The 3,520-nt window shown below is 44.1% G+C and carries 4 protein-coding genes; 1 reads left to right on the top strand and 3 read right to left on the bottom strand.

Features of this window, described 5'->3' with window-relative positions; all coding sequences use genetic code 11:
- Positions 1–472 (top strand): hypothetical protein (locus tag NNO08_RS22740; protein ID WP_271457599.1); only part of this gene is annotated, 472 nt, incomplete at its 5' end.
- An 82-nt stretch (positions 473–554) separates the two neighbouring features.
- On the opposite strand, the gene NNO08_RS22735 is transcribed toward NNO08_RS22740, so the two are convergent.
- The 3 genes from NNO08_RS22735 to NNO08_RS22725 all read right to left on the bottom strand — a co-directional run bounded on the left by NNO08_RS22735 (position 555) and on the right by NNO08_RS22725 (position 3,366).
- Positions 555–1,172, bottom strand: a complete 618-nt coding sequence (locus tag NNO08_RS22735) for an outer membrane beta-barrel protein (protein WP_271442848.1) — start codon at positions 1,170–1,172, stop codon at positions 555–557.
- Positions 1,173–1,281: 109 nt separating this feature from the next.
- Positions 1,282–1,911: a winged helix-turn-helix transcriptional regulator gene (locus NNO08_RS22730; protein ID WP_271442849.1), complete on the bottom strand. Its 630-nt coding sequence runs from the start codon at positions 1,909–1,911 to the stop codon at positions 1,282–1,284.
- 267 nt (positions 1,912–2,178) lie between these two features.
- Positions 2,179–3,366: an OmpP1/FadL family transporter gene (locus NNO08_RS22725; protein ID WP_271457598.1), complete on the bottom strand. Its 1,188-nt coding sequence runs from the start codon at positions 3,364–3,366 to the stop codon at positions 2,179–2,181.
- Positions 3,367–3,520 lie beyond the last annotated feature (154 nt).

The raw sequence follows: 3,520 nt of genomic DNA, 5'->3' as shown, positions 1-3,520 counted from the left end.
ATTTATTTTTAAACATTATAGTTGTGGACGCACACCTGTTAAAAAAGATAATGGCAGGCATCCACTTACTGTCTATATAAAGCACATGCGCAAACTCTACTTTATCTTTTTCATTGGCACACTCTCTGCCTGTAATTCGGCACCACCGGCACCGGTGAGCAAAATTAACAACATGATTATTCCAGTTGTACAACAGGAAGCCACATCACCATCTGCTAATCCTGAACTGTACAGATCGTTATATCAAAAAAATAAACAGCAAATTGACAATGTTGCGATATCACTAAAAAGTGAATATCTTCAGGATGTTAAATCGCGTGATATTTTTGATGTTCACAGTGAGACTCACCAGGTATATACCTCTTTAACCAAGCTTGAGCAAATGCAACAGATGAATGACTACTATTATAGAGAGCAGAATAGAATTGGGCTGTTAAGCATCAATCAAACTGTTACCACATTATTTGAGTAATAAAAAAGCCTCCTCAATAATAATGAGGAGGCTTTTTCTACATTGCGTAATTAAAGCATTGTCCTGCGTTCTACTAATCTACTCAGTCATGCTGGCCAAAACGGTAAGATACCCCTGCCGTTACTGAACTGATATCGCTGCTGGCACCAATCTGGTTTTCGTTTCCCACGTTGCTTACCCATTGATATTCAAGGCGTCCAGCCCAGTTTTTATTGAACGCATACTCCGTACCCACCGCGACTACCGGACGTATACCCGTGTCAAAATGATTACTTCCTTTAATATCAGATTCTGCGCGATATCCCATCGCCCCTGCCCGACCATAAATATCCCAGGCATCGGTCAGACCATAACTTGCTTTCATCGTTACTTGCAACCCCTGGCTTTTCATTTGCGAACCTGATGCACCATTCCTGCCATTGAATTGCATATTACCTAAGTAATCGTAGCCACCTTCGACGGCAAGCCACGGTGTAATTTGATAACCGGTAAATACACCGCCACCCACATTATCACTATCAAAACCCACATTGCCGTATTTATCCCCATGGTCATTGGTTTGTTGTGTCGTGCTGGAGTCAAAATAATGTGACCAACCAAATTTCCCCCCCGCATACCAGGTACCGACATCGGCAGCAGCAAAGGCGGTTGTTGCGGTAAAAGCGTTAGCAATAATGAGTGTAATTAGTGTCTTTTTCATAGCTTTCCTATCGTGGACATAGAGTTATGTTTGGAACAAATAAAGTGTCGCTACAATAGGATATTTAGACCATGTTGATAATTGGTTTTTAGTTTATTTTTGGACTTATTTAGAACCCCTCAGGTAATTTGTTGATTGACGTTAGGTACCCTCCCCGTTCAAAGTCAATATACCCCCCTTTTTTTAACGCAGAGACAACATTTAAAACACTACTGCGCGATAAATGTGTACGTTCCTGAATATAATCCAGAATAGAAACGCGCAGTCGGGTCTCTTGTGGTAACAGATTCATTTCCTCTAAATGATTTCGTATCACTGAATAGGTACGCTGTTGCACCACTAAATCGTCACGGTAAAATAAATAGCCGGTATGATAGGCAAGTAGCGCAGCGGCATCTTCCCACAATCCTTGTTGATGGAAGAGTTCCCTGGCTTTATGGGCATCAACACGTAATATTGTTGATTCCGCTTCAGCACGTAGCAAGTGAGCGTGTACGGGTTGGATCATCTCGGCAATACCAAACAAATGAGGCTCATAGACAGTCACAATCAACAGACCATCGGAAGAACGTAAAATAGAGAGCTCGCCTTGCAAAAACAGATAGAGCTGAGGCTGGTTTTTGTATTTCCACATGATGCGTCGTCGCGGAACAACATTGAGTTTTTCCGCAATAGGTTCAAGTGCTTGTGTCAAACGCTGTATGCTTTGCTCTGGGCGTACCGGGGGTAAAATTTGCATGAGAAAACCTGTATTCTTTTAATTTATTGAGTGGCGTGAATTAATGGTTATTCCATGAAGATAGTTCATAAGTCTATTAAAATCATATGTTGCCCAATACTTAAAGCAGAAATGAGTTTTTATTTAAATTAGAACAAATGGAAGAGGCCACCAGCAGATAGCCTGATATGGGTAAAAATGCAGCTATACCGCGCGTGTTGGACGGTAATATGACGGGAGATAGTTCAACGTGGTGATTATTGATAATGCGCGGAAAGCAACCAAATACTAGAACTGATAGCTGTAGTTAACACTGGCAAACCATAGCCACGGATTTTTGTATTCACCGGCAAACGGATCTGATTTTACGTTCGCCGACTGCATATGCAAATATTCGACTGCAAATCCGACATTGCTGGCCGGGGTAATTTGGTACTGCGCTCCGGTGGCAAAGCGCCATTCATCGCCGGTTGGTAATGAAAGTGCGACATCGTTTTGCGTTTTGTACGGTGAACTGTCAAATGCGACGCCTGCATTTATGCGCCACTGCTCATCGGGACGATATTGCACACCCAACGCGGTATGCCATGTGTCCTGAAGCCGGTTTGTTCGATCGCTTGTATGACCATTAACCTGTATCTGCGGGCTACCAAACTGGCTCCAGTCCTGCCAGCCAAGATCGCCCATCACCGACCACTGCTGATTAATATCGTGAACCAGGCTAAACATCACCTGTTGTGGTGCATGCACCTGGGTAGAGAACGGCACATCATACTCAAGATTGGGCTGGTTCGGGAATCGTACCTTACCATCAATATTGAAATGGTAGTCTGTCTTGCTGGTCCAGGTAATACCTGCACGGGTTTGATCGGTTAAATCCATTAATAAGCCAAGATGATAGTTCATCGCCCAGTCATGGTCGTGTTGTGTCTGATCATTGCCATCATTATTCCGGGTCAGAGATAGAAAACCGTAGTTGAGCCCGGCTGCGGCACCAACGGACACTCTATCACTCAGTTTCCATGCCACACCTGGACTTAGCGTCATCGCAACCATCGTACTTTTTTTAATGAGTCGATCGCCTGCCCAGTGACCAAAATCAATACCGAGGCCATAGTTGCTATACAATCCAATTCCCGCAGAAACGGTATCGTTCAGGTGTTGGGTGTAAAACAGACTGGCATTAGGGAATACCTTCATGGCATTGCCGGGACTTTGCTGTTCGACAGACGCGTTATTGAGTGTGTAAGGAATATCACCACCCATTGCCTGCAATCCTGTGGTCACCATATGATCGGGTAAACGTGTCATTCCGGCGGGATTAGTGAGCAAGATTGCGGCATCCTGAGCGCGCGCGGCCTGACCTGCCCCCGCCAGTGCGGTATCCTCGGTGCCTGTTTCATAGAAATAGAGTGCGCTGGCATGCCCGACAGTCGAAAAGAGCATCCCGGAGATGAGAATGATATTTTTATTCATTGAGTTACCTGTTTGGAAGGGTAATCTTTATTGCCTGAGGAGCGTTGTTGTACCCCTGTAAAACGATAGAGTCGCCTCTCTGTTTCACAAAGATTGTTATATTGATTTCCGCAACATCATAATCATTAGCCAGGAATGGTGTCTTGTTGAATTT

The organism is Citrobacter sp. Igbk 17 (assembly GCF_028069775.1).
In the GTDB taxonomy this organism is placed as follows: Bacteria; Pseudomonadota; Gammaproteobacteria; order Enterobacterales; family Enterobacteriaceae; genus Citrobacter.
The sequence above is the reverse complement of the archived record's forward strand: the minus strand, read 5'-3'. Positions and strand labels throughout refer to the sequence as shown.

What these genes read in the sequence shown, in the direction of transcription:
- NNO08_RS22735 (WP_271442848.1), bottom strand. Translation starts at nt 1,172, where the DNA reads ATGAAAAAGACACTAATTACACTCATTATTGCTAACGCTTTTACCGCA.
- NNO08_RS22730 (WP_271442849.1), bottom strand. Translation starts at nt 1,911, where the DNA reads ATGCAAATTTTACCCCCGGTACGCCCAGAGCAAAGCATACAGCGTTTG.
- NNO08_RS22725 (WP_271457598.1), bottom strand. Translation starts at nt 3,366, where the DNA reads ATGAATAAAAATATCATTCTCATCTCCGGGATGCTCTTTTCGACTGTC.